We start from the raw sequence: 19124 nt of genomic DNA, 5'->3' as shown, positions 1-19124 counted from the left end.
GAAGGAGGATGTTCGATGTTGATCAAGTGGATAAAAATAGTAGGGTTAGCACTAATTGGGTGTTTACTCGTTAGCCCAGTTGAATCTCATGCTGCAGACAAGTCTTTGGAGAAAGCATTTGAAGCGGGAGAAGGGGAGACTGCTTATGTGGAAGTCGCAGTCGCCACCCTTTGGACTGGTCCGAATATTTTGCGGGAAGTCGATCAGCCGTCGGCTAGTAATCCGGTTGATATTTGGAAATGGAAAGAAAATATGACGTATGAACAAGAATTGCAGCTGTCTGGTGATGGGATGTTGGAGACCCAGGCACTGTATGGAAATAAGGTTACTATTTTAGAAAAAGAAGGGGACTGGGTAAAGGTTGCTGTTGATGGACAACCTACGCCGAAAGAGGAATTAGGTTATAGTGGATGGATGCCAGTTTCACAGTTGACGTATTCAAAAAGATTTGCATATGAAGCAGATGACGCATTTGTCATGGTAGATGCACCGACTAGTCATTTATATCATACCCCATCATTCCGACATCAGGGTATGGAGGTCAGCTACAATACACGCTTACCCTATCTAGGAGAAACCAAGCATGCATATCGGGTGATGCTGCCAAATGGAAGCCATGCGTGGGTGAAGAAAGCAGATGCGAAAACCTTTGAATCTCAAGAAGCCATCCCGACACCGACTGGACAAGCATTGGTAGAGACGGGGAAGCAATTCTTAGGCTTGCATTATTTATGGGCAGGCATGAGTGGCTTCGGATTTGACTGTTCTGGATTTACCTTTACGATGTATCAATCTCATGGAATTACGATTCCGCGTGATTCCAGTGTCCAAGCAACACATGGTGAACCTGTAGCGTATGAAGATATGCAGCCTGGAGACCTGTTATTTTTTGCTCATGATCAAGGCAAGGGAAGTGTGCATCACGTTGCCATGTATGCTGGCGATGGCATGATGATCCATTCACCAAACTCGAAAAAAGATGTAGAGATCATACCAGTGACAACAGAGGGGTATTATGAAGAGCTTTCTGGTATTCGTAGGTACATTGAAGAATAATCAATGACACTCCCTTTTTTGTAATAGCTGTTTTAACGCGCGCAGATGAAGAAGATATTTGCTCTTACATGAGGTTAGTCAATAGAACGGTGAACTGAGCGAAGCATGAACGTCCCCTTGGCAGAAGCTGAGGGGTTTTTTATATTTACGTCGACCATGCTATAGACATTTCCAAAACTACTATGTATAATAGTAATTTGTTAGTTAGTTTGCCTAACTAATTAAATGTGTAAAGGTGGTAAAGAATGAAACCTTATAAGCAGTTTTTTCATGAATACAACTTAACTTATCGACCGTATGTAAACCAATTAAATCAAGAGTTGGCAGAATTTCAATTATATAGTTCACAATGGCGGATTATGCACTTCATTTTACACAATGGAGAGCAAACGCTTAGTGATATAGCTAGTTATCAGAAAGTGGAGAAGCCAACGACGACTAAAATGGTGCAACGTTTAATCGAACTTGACTATCTTCAGTCTATTTCTGGGGCGGATAAACGAACGAAGTTGATCCAATTAACAGAGAAAGGACTGGAACGTTGTGATCAAATTCAAGCGAAGATTAGCCAATTTCAACAGTACTTATTAGAAGACATACCTGAAGAAGAACAAGTAGCAGCTGCTCGTCTGTTAAATCATATTTCAGGTAAGATTTCAGATTATCGGAAAGGATGAACTGTTTTTGACAAAAGAAAAATTATGGACGAAAGATTTTGTGTTTGTATCGATTGTTAACTTTGTTTTAATGCTATCGATGTATTTATTATTAGTAACGATGGCAACCTACTCTATGGAAACGTATGGCGCTTCTGTGAGTTTGGGTGGATTGGTTGCTAGTATTTTTGTTATTGGTTCATTAATTGGTCGATTATTTTCGGGGAAAAAGATTCAGGAAACTGGAAGTAAGAAAATCTTAATTATTGGGAGTTCGCTTTTTCTTTTTCTGACCTTTTTTTATTTTTTTCCAATAGGCATCTACCCACTAATTATCCTCCGGCTGTTACAAGGTATTTGCTTAGGAATGGCGACAACGGCAACAGGTACAATTGTTGCACAGGTCATTCCTCCAACTAGAAATGGGGAGGGAATTGGTTATTTCAGTATGAGTGTTGTATTAGCAACAGCAATTGGACCATTGATTGGCGTGGCACTTGTTGCCTCCAGTGGGTATTCAAGTATCTTTGTGTTTTCACTCGTAATGGCGGTTATCAGCTTTCTACTTGGACTTATGGTGAAAGTACCAATGGTGCAAGAACCTGTGGAAACAGAAAGTAAAGGGTTCAAGCTGTCTAATTTCTTTGAATTAAATGCATTACCGGTTTCCATTGCCATGTTTGTTGCAGCTTTTGCGTATTCTGGTATTCTATCATTTATTACTGGTTATGCTGCAGATATCGATTTGGTCGAGGCGGGTAGTTTTTATTTCCTTGTATATGCTGTTATTATCCTGTTAACACGTCCAATCACTGGACCATTAATGGATCGTAAGGGAGGAAACAGTGTAGCATATCCTGGACTCCTTTTATTTGCAATTGGAATGCTTGTTCTTAGTCAGGCAACAACAGGTTGGGCTCTACTACTCGCTGCAGCAATTATAGGGCTTGGTTATGGTAATTTCCAATCAACGGCGCAAGCCCTTGCTATAAAAGTAACACCGAAGCATCGCATGGGATTGGCAAATTCCACGTATTTTATCGGTTTGGACCTTGGTTTAGGTGTTGGTCCTTTTGTATTAGGTTATTTAGTTCCGATATCTGGATACAGGGGAATGTATGTGACGCTTACTGGACTAGTGATCGTAGGCTTGATGGTCTATTACTTTGCGCATGGTAGAAAGGATAAAGGACTGTTGCAAGCACATACTGCAGCTGCAAGGGAGTAAGATCTATCTTATCAGGGGAGACGCCTTCATGGGCGTCTCTTATTGTTTAGAAATAATATGTTGAAAATTGTAAAAAATCAAACCATGGATGCATAGACAGGAGAATAAAGAGAGTGCTAGCATAAATGAAAGCGTTTTAATATTGGAGGAAGGTGATGAATTGTATTCTCATTCGAAAAGTAGAAGTGCTAGTGTATGGAAAAACTGGTTGATGATGTTTGTACTGATGATGTTCGTTGTCGCGTCGATGATGCTTAACAAGTCAAATGTTGTTCAAGCTGAAGAAGAAAGTGAAATAACCGTTAACCCGAAGCCACAGCATCTACAGGTAACAGGTAATGGCTTTCCATTGACGCCGGTTGTGGGAATCGTAGTTGGGGACGATACAGATGAAAAAGCATTACAGCATTTGAAGAAAACATTAAAAAATAATGATGTGAAGCGTATTGTGATAAAAGAACATATAGGAGACAAGCCACATACACCAACAACCATCTTTCTTGGTGGACCTTCTGAAAATGAAAACTCGAGTCAAATACTGAAAAACTTGGATATGAAACAACCAACAACCATAAAGGATGACGGTTATGTCCTTGCTACAAATGCAGATAAGAAATTAATGGTGTTAGCAGGGAAAGACAAAACAGGCACGTATTATGCAACACAAACATTTGAACAGCTTATCCAAGAGCGGCCAGGGAGAAATTGGGTTCCTAGTGTAGCAATTATTGACTGGCCGGAAATGCCGTTACGTGGGTCCATTGAAGGATTTTATGGACCTCCATGGTCTCATGAAGATCGTTTGAGTCAAATTGAATTTTATGGAGATAACAAGTTGAATTCTTATATTTATGCTCCGAAGGATGACCCATACCATCGAGAAGATTGGCGTGAAGCTTATCCAGAAGAGAAGTTGAAGGAACTACAAGAATTGGTGGATCAATCGAAGGAAAATCATGTTGATTTTACCTTTTCCTTATCTCCAGGAAATACCGTATGCTACTCTGGAGACGAAGATTTTGAATTGCTTATGAATAAAATGGAAACGGTATGGGATTTAGGTGTTCGTTCCTATGCTATTTTTTTAGATGATATTAGTTATGAACTTCACTGTGATCAGGATAAGGAAATGTTCGGTGATGACCCGAATCCAACTGCAGCTGCTCAAGCTTATTTATTAAATCGTTTTGAAGAAGCGTTTATTGATACACATGAAGGTGCCAATGCGTTAATAACGGTGCCAACAGATTATGCCGGTACACACACAAATACGTACAGGGAACGATTCGCTGCATTAACGAATGAAGATATTGTTGTTATGTGGACAGGTCCAAATGTTGTATCTGAATCAATTACATCTGAAGGGGCAAGCCAAGTATCTGAAATTTTTGGTCATGAGCTATTACTATGGGACAACTATCCAGTAAATGATTTTGATCGTAATCGCTTATTTCTAGGACCACTAGTTAATAGAGATAGCGATCTAACAGAAAATGGTGTCACTGGATTAATCGCAAATCCGATGAATGAAGCGGAAGCATCCAAAATACCACTATATACGATCGCTGATTATACGTGGAATCCGTATCATTATGACCCAGAGACATCTTGGGAAAACAGTGTTCAGGATTTCGGAGGGGATGCTGCTGCTTATGTGAAGACTTTCGCCGAGAATGCTTATTCCTCTCGCCTTAGTGATAAGGAATCACTTACGATTAAACCGCTTATTAAACGGTTTTGGGATGTCTACGAATCAGACGGAGATATAAGTAAAGTAGCGAGCACATTGATACATGAGTTTCAGAAGCTGCAAACAACACCTGAAAACCTAAGAAATCATCTCAATAATCAGCAATTCTTAGGAGAAATTAGTCCCTATTTAGATAAACTAGCATTGTATGGAGAAGCAGGTGTGGAGGCAGTACATCTACTTTTAAATGAGAGAGAAGGCAATGAGGAAGAGGCAGCGAAGCACCGAGAAAAATTACAATCATTGTTAGATAGATTGGAAGAAATTCCTCAAAAAATGGGAGAGTTTGTATTTGATCCATTTCTAATCCAAGCATTGTATGGGGAATATGTTCTTTCAAGACCATTAGATGGTGTGAATCAAAGTCGTGGTGCTAATCAATTAATCCAATATACACCCGAGCATGGTGATACTACAGGCACGAATATATACGGTTATGAGGTAACGGTTGTAGATGGAGAAGTGGTAAAAAGGGGTGGAAATAATTCAGACATCCCTGATAACGGTTATGTTCTTAGTATCCATGGGAGTGACTGGTTAAGGGAAAATGCATTAATGGGAGCTGAAGTTGAGATTAAGGATGATCGAGTGATGATTACGATACCGAAATAGGTTGTTGCTAAAGAGAGGTGCAGTCCCTTTTTAAACAAGGACTGCACCTCTTGCTAGTTTAGTAGGATAAAATGACATCCGCCATTACTGGGTAATGATCACTTGGGAATTGTCCATTTTTACTGTCATCGAAAATCTTAATTTTATGTGTATAAATATTTCCTTTTCCAAGTATCCAGTCAATTCGATTATCTGGACCGCCACCAGTTGGATCATCGAATCCATTAAAAGTACCAAGCTTTTCATTAAATCTAAATTTTGCAGTATCCCACAAGTCACTAAATGCTCCCTCACTTGTTAGTGTCTGGTGTGGAATGCTATCAGGGCTTGTATTAAAATCTCCTGTTAAGAAAATAGGTAGAGATTCATCAAAATTATTGATTTTCTTCATGATTAACGCTGCACTCTTCTCTCTAGCATTTGCAGATTCATGATCGAAATGCGTATTGACCACATAGAAGCTTTGCTTGCTCTTTTTATCAACAAATTTTGCCCAAGTTACCATCCGTGGAATATTATTCCCCCAAGTTTTGGAACCGATCACCTCTGGTGTATCTGATAACCAGAAGTGATCATATTCGATAGGAGAATATTGCTTTTTGTCATAAAATATAGCTGCGTATTCTCCATTGCTTCCACCTTCACGTCCCAAACCAATCCAGTCGTAATGTTTTAGACTTTGTTCAAGATCAGTAAGCTGCTGATATAAAACCTCTTGCGTCCCAATGATATCCGGTCTTTCTCTACGAATAAGTTTTTTAATGGCAGGGAGTCTCTCCTCCCAGGTATGTGGGGAAGGATCGCTGTCATTTAAATACCTTAAATTATAGGTCATAATCTTTAAATCTACCTTCGTGGATTGTCCAGATTTTTCAGATGCTAACACATTTGAAGGTCCTATTAAGGTACTATCTACCAACATAATTACAATCATTACCAATAAAATAGGATATAATGCTTTTTTCAACTCAAATTCCTCCTTTGTTATTCACTAGGTTAAGTATATATATCTATTGTTAACTATTAATTAAAATAGATTTAATTTATATAAAGGTTATTTGAAAGTGTAGTAAATTAATTTATAAGCGTACAATAATAAAAAAATGGAAAATTATTGAAACTGTTTTTCTGTTAAATCGTACTAAATGTTAGGAAGATGAATTAAGATCGTAAAAAAGTGAAAGGAGTTCATGTATTAAATTTATCTTTGGTATTAAGCTTGAAAGGTGAGAGATATGTATTTTGTTAAATTTATCTTTGTATGGATAGTAGGAATAATTGTAACAACTTATATTATCAATTTATTTCAAGGCGAAGCAATGGATTGGGGAAATGTTCTCTTATTAGTTATCGGTGGATTGATTGGATTGGTTATTGGTAAGTCAATAAAGAATACAATCAAAAAAGTAAAAGAAGAACAGCAAGAATGATAAAATGAATATAACAAAAAAGGTTGCCCCAAAAGCGTTTAAAACTTTGAGGCAACCCTTTATTTATTTTACTCGATTTGTCTTCTTTAAAAGATAAAGGAGATAAGGTGCGCCAATCAGCGAGACAATGATACCTGCTGGAATTTCCTTCGGGGCAAGCAATACCCTTCCAAAAAAGTCAGCGGAAAGCAACAGTAGGCCGCCTATGACTAAAGTTAATGGAAGTAGCTGCAATAACTTTGGTCCAACCAATTGTCTGGCAATATGTGGTGCGAGTAATCCGACAAAACCAATTGCTCCAACAATGGATACACTAATTGCAGATAATACGACTCCTAAAACAATCATAAGTAATCGCATACGGCTTGTACGAACACCTAATCCAATCGAAATTTCGTCGCCAAAGGATAGAATCTCGAATGGTTTAGCTAGCCAGATAATAATTGGGATAATCAATATAACCGCAAGCAAAGCCATCACCAAGTCATCCCAACTCATTCCATACGTACTTCCAGACAGCCAGGTTAAAGCTTGGGAAGCGTGGACATTCGCTCGCACGAGTAAAATTTGAATAAGTGCAGCACCAACTGCTGACATGGCGATTCCCATTAATAAGAGAATCATCGGCTGGAATCCGCTTTTTGAGCTAATGATTAACACAATTACCATTGTTAATAGGGCTCCTAGCAATGCACCAATTGGAACAAAAATAAATGGAGCTTGAGGAAATACTACGATAAACAGCATAGCAATGACACTAGCACCAGAGGTAATCCCCAAAACAGATGCATCGGCTAACGGATTTCGTAGGACGGTTTGCATAAGTAAACCACTTGCAGCCATCATCATACCAACAGCAAAGCTTACTACTACTCGTGGGACTCGAAAATCCCAAACATAACTATTGTACATAAGCTCCTGTGGTAACGCGAGCAAATTAGTAAAACTTGTCCCCCCAAACGATAAGCTAATGACAACGAGTATCAAGATACCAAGCGATAAAATTGGGTAGAAGATTTTCCTTCGATCACGCTCAATTCTTTCTTTCCCTTCTAATGCATTTCCAGAGGAGCGCGTTTGAGTGCTCATCTTTAGTGCTAAATATACGAGCCATGGAGCACCAATAATTGCCGTCATGGCACCTACGGGTAACTCTGACAAATCAGAAATGATACGTACGAAAATATCTGCACTGATGAGTAAACTAGCACCTACAAGTACGTTGGCAATTATCATCGTTCGATGTGTTTGAAATCCCATTAATCGGACTAAATGTGGTGCAATAATACCAACAAATCCAATTGGTCCTACTACGGTGACGGTAACCGATGCTAATAAGATAGCGATAACCCAACCAAATGCTTTACTCAACGTAATATTCTGACCAAGGCCAATAGCAACTTCATCGCCAAGCAATAAGATGTCGAAGCGGCGGCTGACTAAGATAGCAACCACTAATATACCAATTATCCATGGAGTAGCAAATTGGACCCCACTCCAGTCCAATTGTAATAATGTTCCAGAACCCCATAAAAATAATCCAGACACTTCATTCTCATACAATAATTGTAATGCACTTGTGAATGACGAAAAAAGCATGGTTACAATGAGCCCCGTTAATGCGATACGCACAGGGTCTAAAGATTTGCCAACTAAAAAGGTGACACTTAATGCTGCCGCAATTCCTCCTGCCATCGTCACGATAATCGGGTAGCCACCGCTAATGGAAGGGAAGAAAATCGTGAATAATACGACAAAAAAATATGCCCCTGCATGGATACCTAAGGTACTCGCACTGGCAAGTGGGTTTTTCGTCATTGTTTGTAATAACATTCCTGCAACAGCTAATGCTGCTCCTGCTAAGCAGCCAATTACAAATCGAGGCATACGATTATATAATAAAAAGCTTAATTCCTGATCATTATTCCACACGTCTAACCAAAACGTAATAAAGCCCGAAGAGGCTTGCCCTTGGCTTAAGTGAATCAATCCAAGGACAAGAAATAACAGAAAACATCCGAATATGAAAAGGATTGGTTTTACCTTCATACGATCACTTCACTAAAGCCTCTTCGGCATGATCAACCAGCGTTTCCATGGATAATACACTACCGAATGTCCAAACACCAGCGCCAAGATCATACATATCCTCATTTTTAACAAAAGCTAAAGAATTCCAAGCTTGATTATTTTCTAAATTAGAGAATAATGGATCATCCTTTTGCACCGTGTGTAAAAATAACGACTCTTGATAATTGGATAATGCTTCCACATTTGCTTCAATGAAACCATCCGTCTGTGGCTCTTGATCTTGAATTTTATTTGTTAGTCCAATGCCTTCAAGAACGTGACTAACTGTAGAATTACTCGTGAAAAGCCGGAAAGTTGGTGCTTGATTCACAGAAAATGCTTGTGTAAAAACAAATTCACTTGTAGATAAATTAGCTGCTTCTACCTTTTGTTTAGCTGCATCCATTCTTTCTTCTAAATGCGTAATAGCGTCTTTGGCCTCTTGTTCCTTCCCTACTAATTTACCAGTTTGTTTCAATGTATCAGTCATGTGGGCATATAAGTCGCTTATTGCTTCGTCGGTTGCTCCATCATATAAAACAACTGGGGCTACTTTTTCTAACTCTTCTTGATGTTTCCGTTGATATTCTTTTCCAACAATCACATCAGGATCTAGTTTGGCAATTTCTTCAATATTTGGCTCGGTACGCTGTCCAACATCGACCACACTATCATCCAATTTCTTATCAATGGTTACCCATTTATTAAACCCTTCTACATCAGCTACTCCAGCTGGTTGTACACCTACAGCTAGTAATTCTTCTGCTACACTCCATTCTAAAGCAACAATGTTTTTCTGCGGTCCATCAAACTCATGTTTCTCTGAACCAGCTTCAATTATAATTGTCTCGTTGTCTGAAGCATCACTTTTATCCTCTGATTCTTGTGATGAGGCATCTTCTTGCATACATCCGGTTAATATAATAAATAAAAATAGCAATGTGCTAAGTAATGTAAGTTTTTTCTTCATCTTTGGTTAACTCCCATTCACTAGTATTTAACTAAATACGAATCGTCTAGATTAACTGATAACGGACTTTTCTACCACATTTGCATAGGATAGACAGATTGGTTTATCACTGAATGGACAAACAGTCAGCATTGGCTGAATGTGGAACACTTTTCTTAAATTCTCTTCTGCCATCACTTCATGTGGGCTGCCTTGGGTAATTAGTTCACCATCTCTCATGGCGATTAAATGGTGGGAGAACCTGGAGGCATGGTTTAAATCATGCAGGACCATGACAACGGTTTTGTTTTGCTCCCGATTAAGCTTTTCTAAAAGTTCCAGTATATCTAGCTGATGTGACATATCTAAATAGGTAGTCGGCTCATCTAGTATAACCACTTCTGTATCTTGTGCGAGTGCCATCGCAATCCAAACTCTTTGTCGCTGTCCACCAGATAATGCTTCTAATGGGCGCTTCTCTAAGTCCGTTAGTCCAGTAGATTCTAGTGCCCAATCAATTGCTTCTATATCAACTTTTTTTAATTTGCCAAATCTGGGTTGATGAGGAAATCTACCATATGTAACAAGATCACGTACGGTTAATCCTGATGGTGCTTCAGCAGACTGTGGTAGTATAGCCATCTTCTTTGCAATCTCCTGGGTAGATGTCTGACTAATCCGCTTTCCATCAAGATAAATTCCACCAGTCTTTGGCTTGAGGATTCGGGCAATTCCTTTCAGTAATGTAGATTTGCCACAACCATTTGGCCCGATAATCGTAGTTATTTTATTTTTTGGTATCGAAACACTAAGCTTATCAATAATAATGGTATCCTCATAACCAACTTGTACTTGATCTATATCGATCATGTTGTCACCTCCAGAACATGAAATTGATAATCATTTTCAATTATAGGTTATTAGTCTTAGATTTTCAATACACGATGAATGAATTTTCATAAAAAATTGTACATACATTTCCTGTAAAGCCACGATATTAAAGGAGAAAAAATCGTAGAATTAGAGAGGAGAGGAACGTTAGGAAGAGGTTAAGAATAAAAAATAGATAGTAGGTGTGGAATAAAAGCATCTACCAGCTTTTCCCAACTTGACGATTTCGCTAACCATCTGTCATAATAATGGTAATTAAATATGGTACCTTTAATTCAGTCCAGAGAGGCTGACAAGGACAGCGGATCATGTCTAGGGGTTATGTATAGATGTACAAACATACATAACGGTAGCTACTATCGTTTTTCGATAATGGCCATCCCTAAAAAGCAGGCTTCTTGTCGCACACGACTGGAGGCCTGCTTTTTTATACAGAAAACACAATCTCCCTTCTTGGTATGGTACCGATAACCAGGAGGAATTATAATGAAAAAAAATAATACAGAGTTTTCGTTACAGGCAGTTCCATTAAATCATCGCAATGGATTTTGGAAAACATTCGTAGTGATGCTTGGTTTAACATTCTTCTCAGCAAGTATGATGTCAGGTGGAGAATTGGGACAAGGGCTGACATTCCTACAGTTTATTGGAATTGTGCTTGCTGGTAATTTGATTCTTGGTGCATATACTGGGGCATTAGCTTATATAGCTGCAAAGACTGGGCTGTCGACCCACTTACTTGCACGCTATGCATTTGGTGAGAAAGGTTCCTATCTTCCTTCCTTTCTCCTTGCATTCACACAAATTGGCTGGTTCGGTGTTGGGACAGCGATGTTTGCAATTCCTGTTCAAAAAGTAACAGGAATTGATATCTATCTATTAATTGCTATAGCGGGAATTGCTATGACGTTTACTGCCTTTTTTGGAATGAAGGCACTTGCTATCATAAGTTTTATCGCCGTGCCATTAATTACAGTCTTAGGCAGTACCTCTGTTTTTAAAGCAGCAGAAAGTATTGGAGGGATACAGGGACTACTTGATTATCAACCTGCTGAGGCAATCAGTTTAGCTGCAGCGTTAACCATTTGTATCGGCTCATTTATCAGCGCAGGAACACTGACACCGGATTTTACTCGCTTTGCTCGTAAAAAGCGTTCAGCAGTAGTGACAACCGTGATTGCCTTTTTTATAGGAAATACGCTTATGTTTGTTTTTGGAGCTATTGGTTCGATAGCAACTGGACAAGCAGATATATCGGAAGTAATGTTTATACAAAACTTGATTTTACCAGCTATCATCGTCTTAGGACTAAATATTTGGACAACCAATGATAATGCGCTATATGCCTCTGGACTTGGATTATCTAATATTACGAAACTACCAAAACAGAAATTAGTTATTGTTAATGGAGTTATCGGGACATTAGCTGCGATGTGGTTGTATAATAACTTTGTTGGGTTCTTAACACTACTTGGATCTGCGCTGCCGCCAATTGGAGCTATTATTCTTGCTGATTTTTTCATTGTTCATCGAGGGAATTATCGGGCATTTAAGACAATGACTTTTCAACCCATCAATTGGGTAGCAATACTTGCGTGGGGAGTGGGGATTGTCGCGGCAACCTTTATCCCGGGGATCCCGCCAATTAATGCTTTAATTGCTACAGGAGTAGTCCATGTAGCAGGGATGAAATTCATTGGAATGAAAGAGAAACAAGTCATGACATCAAAAGTAGAGAAGGTGAGTAATTAATATGATTATAAAAAATGCCTCGTTACGAGGAAAAGCTGGGAAATGGGACATTTCCATACAGGATAAGAAAATTATCTCGGTTCATCGATCGAATACGATAAGAGATGGCGAAGATGTAATCGATGTAAATGGTTCTCTAGTACTGCCACCCTTTATAGAGCCTCATATCCACCTCGATACAACACTTACTGCAGGAGAGCCTGCATGGAATCAAAGTGGAACGCTGTTTGAGGGGATACAACGTTGGTCTGAACGGAAAGTATCCTTAACACAGGAAGATGTAAAAATAAGGGCGAAGAAAGCTTTAACATGGCAAATTGCTCAGGGTATTCAGCATGTACGTACCCATGTGGATGTTACCGATCCCAAACTAACGGCGTTAAAAGCCTTATTAGAAGTAAAGGAAGAAATGGCTGCATATGTAGACTTACAGTTGGTTGCCTTTCCGCAAGAAGGCATTCTATCTTATCCGAATGGTCAAGAATTAGTTGAAGAAGCACTTAAGCTAGGTGCAGATGTTGTTGGTGGAATTCCGCATTTTGAATTTACTCGTGAGTATGGTGTGCATTCAATGAAGGTTGCTTTTGACTTAGCTGAAAAATATAATCGGCTCGTTGATATTCATTGTGATGAAATCGATGATGAGCAATCTCGTTTTGTAGAAGTAGTAGCTGCTGAAGCTTATGAGCGAGGACTAGGATCAAGGGTAACAGCTAGTCATACAACCGCTATGGGATCTTATAATGATGCCTATACGTCGAAGTTATTTCGTTTATTAGGTCTTTCTGAAATCAATTTTATTTCTAATCCGCTTGTTAATATTCATTTGCAAGGAAGGTTTGATTCCTATCCAAAACGACGAGGATTAACACGTGTCAAAGAATTGCTGGAAGCTGGAATGAATGTTTGCTTTGGCCATGATGATATCTTTGATCCATGGTACCCACTTGGTACAGGAAATATGCTACAAGTACTTCATATGGGAATTCATGCTTCCCAATTAATGGGATATGATCAAATTAGCAATTCAATTGATTTAATTACAACCAATAGCGCCAGGACAATGGATATTGAGGGGCACTATGGAATTGAAGAAGGTAAACCAGCAAATTTAATTGTGCTTGACGCGGAAGATGATTATGAAGCTATTCGCAAACAGGCAGCTGTATTGTATTCGATTCGTAACGGCAATATAATTGCTGAAACAAAACCAAGTGAATCACATGTCCATTTGACAAAAACAGCAAAGGTGGACTTTCAGAAATAAGAAGCTAAAGAGTCTGTAAACATCCTGTTTGCAGGCTTTTTATATTGAAATGAAGAGTTGCCGCTGAGATGATAGTTGTCTCAGCCCAATGAAAATACTGTTGTTTTTTGTAGAAAAGATAGCGTATAATAAGACTATTGTAATAGATTTTGGTAAATCTAGTAATTTTCTATTAAAATTTCAAAATAATTAAATGAGTTATTTATATGTAAAAGGAGAAATTGTATGAAACGAAGCGATCGGAAAAAACCAAGAAGACTATGGTTTAAGATTCCTTTAGTTATTATTCTATTATTGGTACTAGGGGGCGGAGCGTATGCCATCTCCATTTATAATAATGCAAAGAGTACGGTGAACGAAAAAATGAGTGAGCCGGTGGAAGCGATAGATACGACGGTAACAAAAAAGAAAATGAAGGATGAAGAACCATTAAATGTGTTATTACTCGGTGTCGACGCGCGTGGTGCGGATAAGGGAAGATCAGATGCGTTAATGGTGCTTTCACTTGACCCTAAACAAGAAAAGATGCAATTAGTTAGTATTCCGAGAGATACACGTACAACGATTGTTGGTAAAGGATTTGAGGATAAGATTAACCATGCATATGCATATGGTGGAAGCGAAATGTCAATAGCAACAGTAGAAAACTTCTTAGATATTGAGCTGGATTATTTTGTACGTATGAACATGGAAGGGCTCGAAGAACTGGTTGACCAGCTTGGTACCATCGAAGTAAATAACGAGATTGCCTGGAATGATGGTACGTATAATTTTACGAAAGGGCCAGTAGAGATGGATGGAGCGAAAACTATGGCATTTGTACGTATGCGTAAACAGGACAATGCCGGAGACTTTGGGCGTACCGAGCGCCAGCGTAAAGTGATCGAAGGCATTGTCGATAAAGGTGCTTCCGTCGCCTCAGTCAACAAAATCAGCGGTGTCATCGATGTATTAGGAAACAATATGGCGACAAATATGGATTTTGATGATATGAAAGATTTACTTTTTAACTATACAAATGTAAGGAAAAACGTTGTTAGCTATATGATGGAGGGGAGCGGCACCAAGATTGATGGCACTTATTATTACATTGTGCCAGATGAAGAAATCACGAAAGTACACGGAATGATTAACGAAATAAAATCATAATGGGAATGGATAAGACCTTCATGTAACGATGGAGGTCTTTTTTTTAAGCCTTTGTTCTGTAAACGTTTTACAAGTTTATGTCTTGGGAATCGGTATATAAACGTGTTTATAAGGAGGAAGTTATATGGTTTTACCGTTTAAGCATGAACCGTTTACTGACTTTAATGAATCTGCGAATCGAGAAGCGTTTCGACAAGTCTTAAAGAAAACAGAGAGTCAATTAGGAGAGGATATTCCATTAATGATTAATGGGCAAAAAGTATATACGGAAGAAAAAATCGTCTCTATAAATCCGGCAAACAAAGAACAAGTTGTTGGGAAAGCTTCTATGGCGTCAACGGATCATATTGATCAAGCGATGAATGCGGCACAAGAGGCGTTTAAAGAATGGGGGCGTTGGAGTGCGGAGGCACGTGCAGAGGTGCTGTTCCGGACAGCTGCGATTGTTCGTAGAAAGAAATATGAATTCGCCTCTATACTCGTCTATGATGCAGGTAAGCCTTGGGGACAAGCGGATGCTGACATTGCAGAAGGTATCGATTTCCTCGAATATTATGGAAGAGAAATGATAAAGCTTGCCGAAGGAAAATGGGTGGAGGATCGTCCAAATGAGAATAATTCGTATTTTTACCAGCCGCTGGGACCAGGGGTAGCTATCCCACCATGGAACTTTGCGTTTGCAATCGTTTGCGGTACCACTGTCGGCCCATTGGTTGCCGGGAATACGGTATTACTAAAGCCTTCGGAGAATACACCTGTAATTGCTTATAAGCTTGTGGAAGCTTTAATGGAAGCAGGCGTACCAGATGGAGCTATCCATTTTGTCCCTGGTGATCCTAAAGAAATTGGCGATTATCTGGTTGACCATTCGAAAACACATTTTATTAACTTTACTGGTTCACGTGCAACAGGAACACGAATTATAGAACGTGCTGCAAAGATACAGGAAGGTCAAGATTTCCTCAAGCGGGTAGTCGCTGAAATGGGCGGAAAGGATACAATTATAGTCGATAATGATGCAGACATCGATCTTGCGGCAGACGCGATTGTTCAATCTGCATTTGGATTTCAAGGCCAAAAATGTTCCGCTTGTTCACGTGCTATTATTCATGAGGCTGTTTATGATGAAGTACTTACCAAAGCGATTGAGAAAACAAAGCAAATTACAATCGGAAATACGGCTGAACAGGATTTTTATATGAGTGCGGTAATTAATCAAAAGCAATTCGATAAAATCAAACAATATATTGATATTGGAAAAACAGAAGGAGAGCTTGCTTACGGCGGGGAGATGGATGATTCCAACGGTTATTTTGTTTATCCAACGATCTTTAAAGATGTCGATCCAAACGCTCAAATTATGCAAGAAGAAATCTTTGGACCTATCGTTGGTTTTGCAAAGGCAAAGGATTTTGATGAATTATTAGACATCGCAAATAATACAGAATATGCACTAACTGGTGCAGTGATTTCCAATAATCGCAAACACTTAGACCGTGCTCGCTATGAGTTCCAAGTAGGGAATCTATATTTCAATCGAGGTTGCACAGCTGCAATTGTAGGTTATCAGCCATTTGGTGGATTCAAAATGTCAGGTACAAACGGAAAGGCGGGAGGCCCGGATTATTTACCACAATTCCTCCATGCAAAAACCGTATCGGAAATGTTTTAGGAAGGAGTATAAAAAATGACAGTCCAGATCTGGGCTGTCATTTTTAAATATTAAACGGATGTAGCACCTTGTGCGCCGTCAATTCGGTAGTAGGAACCGCTGATGAACGATGCTTTTTCAGAAGAAAGGAAGAGCATTAAGTCGGCAATTTCCTCAGCTGTAGCATAGCGGTTCAGCGGAACGGAAGCTTCGAATTGTTTTCTTGCTTCTCCAGCGTTTTCACCCATCGCATTTTTTTCTATGGATTTCATCATAGCCGTATCGACCCCTGAGGGGGCAACTGCATTCACGCGGACGTTATATTCTGCCATCTCAAGGGCTGCTGTTTTATTAAGCCCGATAACGGCATGTTTCGATGCAACATAAGCACTCATACCTGGGGCACCAAGTAGGCCACCATTCGAGGCTGTATTCACTACAGCACCACTATTTTGTTCCTTCATTTGTTTAAGTACATATTTTAAGCCGAAGAATGCGCCCATTATATTTACTCCAAATACCGCATGGTAATTATCAGCTGTTTGCTCCGTAATGTTTGCGAACGCTCCATTAATGCCAGCATTATTAATAAACACATCAATGCGCCCGAAATGTTTGTTGGTCTGATCGACATATGTTTTAACATCTGCTTCTTTTGAAACATCGGCATCCAGTAAGAGAATATCATCAGCTTGAACGGATTCCGCTGCTTTTTCAAGTGCATCTTTCTTAAGATCGACAAGTGCTAGTTTGGCACCTTCTCTGCGAACTTTTTAGCTGCAGCAATTCCAATTCCTCCTGCTGCTCCTGTTATAAGTACGACTTTATCTTTGAATTGCATGGATATTTCCTCCTTCAGTATAAACATAAGGGTAGCTATTACTACCTACCCTTTATTATACCGCTAAAACTTTTGATTCATGTTGCTAGACGACTTTTGTCTGAATATTTTATAACTTGTAATAATAAAAATATAAACGTAAGATAAATGAACAAAATATAAGAATGAAGCAAGAGGAAGGATGCTGTTTAAAAGATAAGTCACTGAATTTCACAATTATTGGAGGTTGACATGTTTATGGACTTTTTATCAATTATTCCACCAATTGTTGCTGTATTATTGGCGATTTTTACAAAGCGTGTGTTGTTTTCTTTATTTATTAGTATTTGGGTTGGAGGATTGATTGCAGCTGGTGGAAATCCTTTTGCTGCAGTCGGTATGACCTTTACATGGATGAAAGATGTGATGATTGATCCTTGGAATGCACGTTTCCTTGTCATGACAGCATTGTTAGGAACAGGGGCAGCATTTATGTTTAAGACCGGTGGTTCAGAAGGGCTTATACGCTTATTGGAAAATAAATTAACCACAAAAAAGCGAGTACTATTCCTACCATATATATTAGGGCTAGTCGTCTTTTTTAATGATTATGTAAATTCCGTAATCGTGGGAAATGCAACAAAGGATATTACTGCAAAACATCAAGTATCACGTGAGAAATTATCTTATATCATTGATTCAACCGCAGCACCGATTTCAACAATTGGCCCAGTTTCAGATTGGATTGGCTTTCAAGTATCTTTAATAGCAGCAGCATTTGCTACGATTGGTATAGCAGGTATAGATCCGTACTTTGTTTTCTTACAATCGATTCCTTGGAATTTCTATGCGATTCTCTGTTTGCTAGCTGTACCCATGATCATTTTATTAAAGGATTTTGGACCGATGGCAAAAGCGGAAAAACGTGCGCATACAACCGGGAAGTTGATTCCAGATGGATCGACACCATTGTCTTCGGTTGACCAGGATTTGGGGGAACCGCATAAAAAAGTGAGTAGCGTTTGGAATTTTATTCTGCCTCTTGTCACGTTAATATCTGTCAGCATTTGGGGGCTATGGTATTCAGGAGGTGGCGCTGAAGGAAAGTCCATTATGGACGCACTTGCAGATACAGATGTTTCTGTAGCACTTACTTGGGGAGCATTTGCAATGACAACCGTTGGCATTATCCTAGCTTTACTCCAAGGTATGCGTTTAAAGGCTTGTGAGGATACATTGTTAGGTGGGATTCGTACCATGTTGCCAGCATTAATTATTATTGTTTTAGCATGGTCAATCGGTACAGTAACTTCTGAGCTGGGTACAGCGGAATTTGTAGTTAAAGCCACACAAGGGTGGATGACTGAAGCATTATTGCCATTTCTCGTATTTATAATTGCGATGTTTATCTCGTTTGCTACAGGAACATCTTGGGGCACCATGTCGATCTTGACGCCGATTGCTATTCCGCTGGGTTATTCAATGGGAGGAGAAGAATTAATTGCAATAGTAATTGGAGCAATCTTTGCTGGGGCAATCTTTGGAGACCATGTCTCACCAATCTCTGATACGACCGTGATGGCATCGATCTTCTCCGAATCCGATCACATTGCCCATGTGAATACACAAATACCTTATGCCCTTGTACCAGCTAGTATTGCTGGAGTAATGTACGTAAGTTATACATTCATTGACAATAGTATCATTCTCTTAATTGTCGGTATTGTGGTTCAATTTTTTATTATACGGTATTTAGGGAATCGGCATGAACAAAGGGAAGGAGAACGATTGGAAATAGATGAGGATGTGGGGTAGGGAAAAGAAGGGAGATTTCATTCTTTGG

14 protein-coding genes and 1 pseudogene are annotated in these 19124 nt (G+C 39.2%); 10 read left to right on the top strand and 5 right to left on the bottom strand.

Translation table 11 applies throughout. From position 1 onward, the window contains the following. The first annotated feature begins 30 nt into the window (after positions 1–30). The 4 genes from M948_RS26975 (at position 31) to M948_RS26960 (ending at position 5302) form a co-directional block, all read left to right on the top strand. Positions 31–1056, top strand: a complete 1026-nt coding sequence (locus M948_RS26975) for a C40 family peptidase (RefSeq protein WP_369759832.1) — start codon at positions 31–33, stop codon at positions 1054–1056. 245 nt (positions 1057–1301) lie between these two features. Continuing rightward, positions 1302–1733: a MarR family winged helix-turn-helix transcriptional regulator gene (locus tag M948_RS26970; protein WP_021289513.1), complete on the top strand. Its 432-nt coding sequence runs from the start codon at positions 1302–1304 to the stop codon at positions 1731–1733. 7 nt (positions 1734–1740) lie between these two features. Further along, the gene (locus M948_RS26965) at positions 1741–2940 is read left to right on the top strand and encodes an MFS transporter (protein ID WP_021289512.1); all 1200 of its coding nucleotides are present in this window, start codon (positions 1741–1743) and stop codon (positions 2938–2940) included. A gap of 160 nt (positions 2941–3100) precedes the next feature. Further along, positions 3101–5302: a beta-N-acetylhexosaminidase family protein gene (locus M948_RS26960; protein ID WP_021289511.1), complete on the top strand. Its 2202-nt coding sequence runs from the start codon at positions 3101–3103 to the stop codon at positions 5300–5302. A 58-nt stretch (positions 5303–5360) separates the two neighbouring features. Here the strand turns inward: M948_RS26960 and M948_RS26955 are convergent, their stop codons facing one another. Further along, complete coding sequence (locus tag M948_RS26955; protein ID WP_021289510.1) at positions 5361–6269, bottom strand: endonuclease/exonuclease/phosphatase family protein; 909 nt, start codon at positions 6267–6269, stop codon at positions 5361–5363. Positions 6270–6537: 268 nt separating this feature from the next. Here M948_RS26955 and M948_RS26950 point away from each other — a divergent pair, with 268 nt between their 5' ends. Then, positions 6538–6732, top strand: a complete 195-nt coding sequence (locus tag M948_RS26950) for a hypothetical protein (RefSeq protein ID WP_021289509.1) — start codon at positions 6538–6540, stop codon at positions 6730–6732. A gap of 63 nt (positions 6733–6795) precedes the next feature. On the opposite strand, the gene M948_RS26945 is transcribed toward M948_RS26950, so the two are convergent. The 3 genes from M948_RS26945 to M948_RS26935 are packed head-to-tail and all read right to left on the bottom strand — an operon-like array spanning position 6796 to position 10621. Further along, entirely contained in the window at positions 6796–8781 is a 1986-nt protein-coding gene (locus M948_RS26945; protein ID WP_021289508.1) for an iron ABC transporter permease, read from the bottom strand. Between the two features lie 4 nt (positions 8782–8785). Beyond that, the gene (locus tag M948_RS26940; RefSeq protein WP_021289507.1) at positions 8786–9772 is read right to left on the bottom strand and encodes an ABC transporter substrate-binding protein; all 987 of its coding nucleotides are present in this window, start codon (positions 9770–9772) and stop codon (positions 8786–8788) included. Positions 9773–9823: 51 nt separating this feature from the next. Beyond that, complete coding sequence (locus tag M948_RS26935; RefSeq protein ID WP_021289506.1) at positions 9824–10621, bottom strand: ABC transporter ATP-binding protein; 798 nt, start codon at positions 10619–10621, stop codon at positions 9824–9826. Between the two features lie 507 nt (positions 10622–11128). On the opposite strand from M948_RS26935, the gene codB reads away from it, so the two are divergent. The 4 genes from codB (at position 11129) to pruA (ending at position 16482) form a co-directional block, all read left to right on the top strand. Beyond that, positions 11129–12394 carry a cytosine permease gene (codB, locus tag M948_RS26930; protein ID WP_021289505.1) on the top strand — a complete coding sequence of 422 codons (1266 nt, stop codon included), beginning with the start codon at positions 11129–11131 and terminating at the stop codon, positions 12392–12394. A gap of 1 nt (position 12395) precedes the next feature. Further along, a complete protein-coding gene (locus M948_RS26925) occupies positions 12396–13661 on the top strand; it encodes a cytosine deaminase (protein ID WP_021289504.1) in 1266 nt (421 codons plus the stop codon). 225 nt (positions 13662–13886) lie between these two features. Further along, entirely contained in the window at positions 13887–14810 is a 924-nt protein-coding gene (locus tag M948_RS26920) for an LCP family glycopolymer transferase (RefSeq protein WP_021289503.1), read from the top strand. A gap of 124 nt (positions 14811–14934) precedes the next feature. Continuing rightward, the gene (gene pruA / locus M948_RS26915) at positions 14935–16482 is read left to right on the top strand and encodes an L-glutamate gamma-semialdehyde dehydrogenase (protein WP_021289502.1); all 1548 of its coding nucleotides are present in this window, start codon (positions 14935–14937) and stop codon (positions 16480–16482) included. A gap of 50 nt (positions 16483–16532) precedes the next feature. Here pruA and M948_RS26910 read toward each other — a convergent pair. Next, positions 16533–17171 (bottom strand): annotated as a pseudogene (locus tag M948_RS26910) (SDR family NAD(P)-dependent oxidoreductase); the annotation flags it as partial. A 362-nt stretch (positions 17172–17533) separates the two neighbouring features. On the opposite strand from M948_RS26910, the gene M948_RS26905 reads away from it, so the two are divergent. Continuing rightward, complete coding sequence (locus M948_RS26905; protein WP_021289499.1) at positions 17534–19096, top strand: Na+/H+ antiporter NhaC family protein; 1563 nt, start codon at positions 17534–17536, stop codon at positions 19094–19096. Positions 19097–19124: the final 28 nt, after the last annotated feature.

The sequence above is a fragment of the Virgibacillus sp. CM-4 genome (assembly GCF_000445495.1).
GTDB lineage: Bacteria > Bacillota > Bacilli > Bacillales > Amphibacillaceae > Virgibacillus > Virgibacillus salexigens.
This window is presented reverse-complemented; position numbering and strand designations above follow the sequence as displayed.